Source organism: Propionivibrio sp., from assembly GCF_049316945.1.
GTDB lineage: Bacteria > Pseudomonadota > Gammaproteobacteria > Burkholderiales > Rhodocyclaceae > Propionivibrio.
On the sequence record NZ_JBMOJE010000208.1, the window covers coordinates 1 to 5,552 of the forward strand.

The following is a 5,552-nucleotide window of genomic DNA, read 5'->3' on the forward strand; positions in this document are numbered from 1 at the left end:
ACACAAACTACTCGACAGAACGTCTACAAACTGACAAGTTTCCATGGTGAGCCTCCTTCCTCTGAATAAACATTTCGCTAAGCTGTTGTGATGCTTGATGAACGGAATCAACAGCCTCCCATGACTTCCTTGCGACTGCACTCTTCCAGCAGGTAAGCGACGGAACGGAAGGGTCGACCGGTTTCCGCCGTCAGCCCGATTTCGCAGGTGCGGTTGCTTGAAACGCCGCAAGCGCAAGCTTTCGGCAACTCGTCGTGAATTTTGCGCAGGGCGTGCTGGTACAGTTCCGGCACCACGAAACCGCGATCGCCGGCAAACCCGCAGCAGGTCACCCCGGCTGGCACCAGCACCTGCTCGACACAGGCCCTGACGACGGCTTGCAGCTTGGCGTCCGAGCCGCTCTTGCGCGCGCTGCAGTTGATGTGCAGGGCGATCGGGCCTGCTTGCTTGACCAGGTGCAGCCTGGGCAACAGGGCGTCGTGGGCGAATTCGTGGAAGTCGTACAACTTCAGCCGACCGGCCAGAAGCCCCTGCATGCGCACGCTGCAGGCGCTAGCATCCATGATGATCGGGTAACGGCCGTTTTCACTGGCCTCGCTCAGCGCGGCTTCGAGTCGCGCCGCACTGGCGTCGGCCTCCTCGGCCAGCCCCTTACTGGACAGCATCTGGCCGCAGCACAGGCTGTCGAAACCCTTCGGCAAGCGTGGCGCGTAGCCGGCACGGATCAGCAGTTGCTGAATGACATCACCGAGTTGGGCTTCGCCAGCCGCGCTCGGGCCAAAAATCCGCCCACCGCAGGCCGGAAAGTACACCACGGGGTCACCCGCCGGATCACTATTGCCGCGCTGTGCATTGACTGCTTTTCCGGGGCGCGGCATGTCCGTTTTCCACGCGCCAGCAGAAAGCTTGCCCAACACCTTGTCGCCAACAACGGCACTGGCCAGGTGGCCGAGTTGCAGGCCCAGACGGGTGGTCGAAGCGATGGCGCCCATGTGCTCGCCAGTCCAGCGACCGACGCTGCGCGCCAGATCGCTTTGTTTGCGGCCGCGCAGGCGGCGAGTCAGATCGCCGGTATTGATCTCTACCGGGCAGGCGGTCGAACACAGTCCGCAACCGGCACAGGTGTCGAGGCCGAAATAGGCATAATCGTCGCCCAGCGCACCCGCAGGCTCGCCTGCCGCACGCCGCCGCGACAACTCACGCCAACTGACGATGCGCTGGCGCGGTGAAAGGGTGAGTTGATGCGAAGGACACAGCGGTTCGCAGAAACCGCATTCGATGCAGCGATCGACAATATCCTCGGCAGCCGGCATCGGTTTCAGGTGCTTCAGGTGAGCGGTCGGATCGTCATTGAGGATGACGCCAGGGTTCAGCCGGTTGTCCGGGTCGAACAGGGCCTTGATGCGGCGCATCAGGTCGGTAGCCTGCTTGCCCCATTCCATCTCGACGAACGGCGCCATGTTGCGCCCGGTGCCGTGCTCGGCCTTCAGCGATCCGTCGTACTTGTCGACTACCAGCTTGCATACGTCGTCCATGAAGCCGCCGTAACGGGCCACTTCAGCCGGATCAGCGAAATCCTGGGTGAACACGAAATGCAGATTTCCCTCCAGGGCATGGCCGAAGATGATCGCCTCGTGGTAACCGTGCTGCTTGAGCAACGCCTGCAGATCGAGCGTGGCCGCCGCCAGCGATTCGATCGGAAAGGCCACATCCTCGATGATCACCGTGGTGCCGCTGCGGCGCATGGCACCGACCGAGGGGAAGGTTCCCTTGCGCACTTTCCAGTACATGTCGCAGGTTTTCGGATCGGTCGAAAAGCACACCGGTTCGACGGTAGCGATGCCGGCAATGGCCGAGAGAGCGGCATCTATGCGCGCCTGCAACCCGGCAGCATCCTGAGAACGAACCTCGATCAGCAAGGCGGCGACCGACTCTCCCAATGACCGGATGACCGGCGGCAAACCATCCTTGTTTTCCACCGAACGCAGCGCAGGCCGATCGAGCAACTCGACGGCGGAAACCGGCTGCGGCTTCAAACGAATCACTGCCTGACAAGCCGTCTCGATATCCGGGAAAAAAACCAGGGCGCTGGCCTTGAACGGATCTTCGAGCACGGTGCGGTAGGTAATCCGGGAAATGAAGCCCAGCGTGCCTTCCGAGCCGATCATCAAGTGCGCCAGAACATCGATCGGGTCGCTGTAATCGACCAGCGCATTGAGGCTGTAACCGGTGGTGTTCTTGATCTTGAATTTTTGCCGGATGCGGTTGGCCAGCGGCAGGTCGGCGCGGGTATCGTTTCCGAGTCGATCAAGTTCGTTGACCAGTTGCGCGTGGCTCAGGCGAAAGGCGGCAACGCTGGCCGCATCCTCGGTATCCAGCACGCTGCCATCGGCCAGCATGACGCGCACCCCGAGCAGGGTCCGGTAACTGTTCTGGGCGGTACCGCAGCACATGCCTGAGGCGTTGTTGGCGGCAATACCACCGATCTTGCAGGTGGCAATCGATGCCGGATCGGGGCCGATCTTGCGCCCGAGCGGAGCCAGCCGCCGATTGACTTCGCCGCCCACGATGCCCGGCCCCAGGCGCACGCTGAGCGCATCGGCGGCCAGTTCGAAGCTGGCGAAGCCTTCGCCGATGTAGGCCAGGATGCCGTCGCTCACTGCCTGCCCGGAGAGACTGGTGCCGGCGGCGCGGAAGGTCAGGTGAATGTTCTGTTGCCGGGCCACCGCCAGCACGTTGGCCACATCGGCTTCATTTTCGACAACGACCACGACCTGCGGAATCAGACGGTAGAAGCTGGCATCCGTACCCCAAGCCAGCCGGCGCAACTCGTCGGTGATGACGCGTTCTTCGGGGAAATGCCTGCGCAGGGCAGAAACAAGCGGATTCATGTTCGGCTGATTCCTCTAGAGACTCAAATGATGGTAACGGTTTTTGATGCAGCACATCTTGGTTAATTCACTAACTGCCAATATATTTCATCAATCGAAAAGCAATGACGCGAATCTTAATCAAAGATAAAATCACCTGAAAATTGGTAGTACCAATTATTTTTGCCGCCGCAAGGCCCGGTTATTGAAAATTTGAGGGAGATTGCTCATGGCGCAACGCAGCGTTGCAGAACAGACTCAGCGCGCACTGGAAGTGCACCTGCTGGATGGTTCCTGGCCGGTTGGCATGCGCTTGCCGGCAGAGCGGGTACTGGCCGAAACGATGGGCGTTTCCCGGAACTCGCTGCGGGAAGCGGTTTTCAGCCTGAAAGCGCGCGGCCTGCTGGTCAGCAAGTGCGGCAGCGGCGTGTTCGTCACCGATCGTTTGCAGGCGGCCATTACCTCGCCCTGGCGGCAGTTGGTGGCCGATCATCCCGATTTACGCTGGGACACGCTGGAGTTTCGTCGCGAACTGGAAGGGGCAACCACGCATTACGCCGCCCTGCGCGCCGACAAGAGCGATCTGAAAAAAATCGAAGCCATTGTCAAAAGCCTGACCAAAGCCTACGCGACAGGCGAGAAAAAGGAAGAGTACAAGGCCGACGCCGATTTTCACGAGGCCATCGCACAAGCCTCGCACAACAGCATGTTTCTCTACCTGCATGCCGGCATCCTGCGCATGCTGCGCGAACACATCAGCCTCAACCTGATGGCCATGGAAGACCCCAGCGGAAAAGTCACGGATCTTCTGCGCCAGCAACACCTCGCCATCTGGGATGCGATCCGCCAGCACCAGCCCGATGCGGCACGCCAAGCCATGCTCAATCACATCGATTTCACGCGCTCGGAACTGGAACGGCGGGAGGGCTGAAGACTGGGAGGGCAGAAACGAATCTGCCCACCGGGTTTGAATCGAGGTCAATAGCCCCCAAGCCACCAAGGGCACAAAGTTTCACCAAGAAAAGCTGTTCATGCGTACCACGTTATTTGCATCGTTCAATGACCGCTCCAGAGCCATGCTGCACCGCGGACACCGGACGAGTCGCCGTGCTTGTGACGACGTAGCTGGGTGTGAACCTGATCGGAAAAAATGTATTGGCTCCACAACGAAGGAACATTGATATACAGCCGCTCCATGTTGGAAAGCCCGCCGCCAAGAACAATCACTTGCGGATCGAGAATGTTGATCACCTGTGCCAGCGCTTTGGCCAAACGACGCTCGTAGCGTTTCAGCGTTGATTCACAGGCCGGGTCGCCTTGTTCGGCACGCTCGGCAATGAGTTGCGGCGAAAGAATTTCGCCGTTGTGGCGCGCGTGATCGCCAGTCAGCCCGGGGCCGGACAACCAGGTTTCGACGCAGCCCTGGCGGCCGCAGTAGCAAACAGGAGGTGGCCGGATTTCCTCCTCCGGGATCGGCAACGGGTTGTGGCCCCACTCTCCGGCAATGTGATTGGCACCAGTAAGTGCTCGCCCACCGACCACGATGCCTCCACCAACGCCGGTGCCCAGGATGACGCCGAAAACGATGTCGGCCCCCTGCCCGGCACCGTCGATGGCTTCGGACAGGGCAAAACAGTTGGCGTCGTTTTCGATGCGGATTTCGCGTTGTAGCAGGGTTTGCAGATCGCGGCGCAAGGGCTGGCCGATCAGACAAGTGGAATTGGCGTTCTTGATCAAGCCACCGACGGCCGATTCGGCGCCGGGAATTCCCAACCCGACGCTGCAGCGCTGTCCGAGTTCGTTCTCGACCGTTTCAACCAGACCGGCCACCGCCGCCAGCGTGCCCAGGTAGTCGCCCTGCGGTGTTGCCACCCGGCGCCGGAGCAGTTCATGACCCGACTCGTCGAGCGCGATGATCTCGATTTTTGTGCCACCAAGGTCAATTCCAAAACGCAGCGCGGGTTTGGATAAATGTTCCTGATCGGGCATCTGTAACTTTCCGTTGGCATCCGGACGCGGGTTCATATTGGCGACTATTCTAACCCGGCGGTGAAAGCGACAGGGCACCCGGGGCGGGTGTAAAATAAATGTGCATTTCAGCAGCCGGCCAATGGGTCGGCCTGCACAGCCCGTGAAACGGCCACCTTGGCAGGCATGCCCTGAAGAACAAGGCAGAATGCGAATCTACAGGCACTGCCTTTGGAGATGACCTGTTGGCGCGGCTTCCAGGCCGCTTCAAGAAAAACTTACCTTGGGAAGATTGGAATCATGCTAGTCAGGATAAATTCAAGCACTTCCGGCGAGATCATCATGTTTGCCCAGCATGCGCGCCGTCTGTTCGAGATCATCGGCAAGGAATGCACGGCGCGCGGGGTGTTCACCAAAGAGCAGTTGCCGGAGGCCGTCGCGAAGTTGCAGTTCGCCGTCGATGAAGAAAAGAAGGACTTGCACAAGGCCGAGCGCAAGGCACGGGAAGAAGGCGTCTACGCGGATGAAGAGAATGCCGACGATGAAGACCACAAGTCCGGGCGAGCCGGCATCCACCTCGGGCAGCGCGCCCACCCACTGATCCACCTGATGGAGTGGACGCTTAAGGAGGATGGCTTCATTCTCTGGGAAGCCGAAAAGGATTTCTGATTCGGATTTCTGATTCGGATTTCTGATTCGGATTTCTGATTCGGA

4 protein-coding genes are annotated in these 5,552 nt (G+C 59.9%); 2 read left to right on the forward strand and 2 right to left on the reverse strand.

Features of this window, described 5'->3' with window-relative positions:
• Window positions 1-107: 107 nt before the first annotated feature.
• Window positions 108-2,891 (reverse strand): FAD-binding and (Fe-S)-binding domain-containing protein, encoded by a 2,784-nt coding sequence (locus ACOYNV_RS25330; RefSeq protein WP_422902588.1) that lies wholly within the window; start codon window positions 2,889-2,891, stop codon window positions 108-110.
• Between the two features lie 208 nt (window positions 2,892-3,099).
• Between ACOYNV_RS25330 and ACOYNV_RS25335 the strand changes: the two genes are divergently transcribed.
• Window positions 3,100-3,801, forward strand: a complete 702-nt coding sequence (locus ACOYNV_RS25335; RefSeq protein ID WP_422902589.1) for a FadR/GntR family transcriptional regulator — start codon at window positions 3,100-3,102, stop codon at window positions 3,799-3,801.
• A gap of 125 nt (window positions 3,802-3,926) precedes the next feature.
• Here the strand turns inward: ACOYNV_RS25335 and ACOYNV_RS25340 are convergent, their stop codons facing one another.
• Window positions 3,927-4,859: an ROK family protein gene (locus tag ACOYNV_RS25340; protein WP_422902590.1), complete on the reverse strand. Its 933-nt coding sequence runs from the start codon at window positions 4,857-4,859 to the stop codon at window positions 3,927-3,929.
• A gap of 279 nt (window positions 4,860-5,138) precedes the next feature.
• Here ACOYNV_RS25340 and ACOYNV_RS25345 point away from each other — a divergent pair, with 279 nt between their 5' ends.
• Window positions 5,139-5,507 carry a DUF1840 domain-containing protein gene (locus ACOYNV_RS25345; RefSeq protein WP_422902591.1) on the forward strand — a complete coding sequence of 123 codons (369 nt, stop codon included), beginning with the start codon at window positions 5,139-5,141 and terminating at the stop codon, window positions 5,505-5,507.
• The last annotated feature ends 45 nt before the right edge of the window (window positions 5,508-5,552 follow it).

What these genes read in the sequence shown, in the direction of transcription:
- ACOYNV_RS25330 (WP_422902588.1), bottom strand. Translation starts at nt 2,891, where the DNA reads ATGAATCCGCTTGTTTCTGCCCTGCGCAGGCATTTCCCCGAAGAACGC.
- ACOYNV_RS25335 (WP_422902589.1), top strand. Translation starts at nt 3,100, where the DNA reads ATGGCGCAACGCAGCGTTGCAGAACAGACTCAGCGCGCACTGGAAGTG.
- ACOYNV_RS25340 (WP_422902590.1), bottom strand. Translation starts at nt 4,859, where the DNA reads ATGCCCGATCAGGAACATTTATCCAAACCCGCGCTGCGTTTTGGAATT.
- ACOYNV_RS25345 (WP_422902591.1), top strand. Translation starts at nt 5,139, where the DNA reads ATGCTAGTCAGGATAAATTCAAGCACTTCCGGCGAGATCATCATGTTT.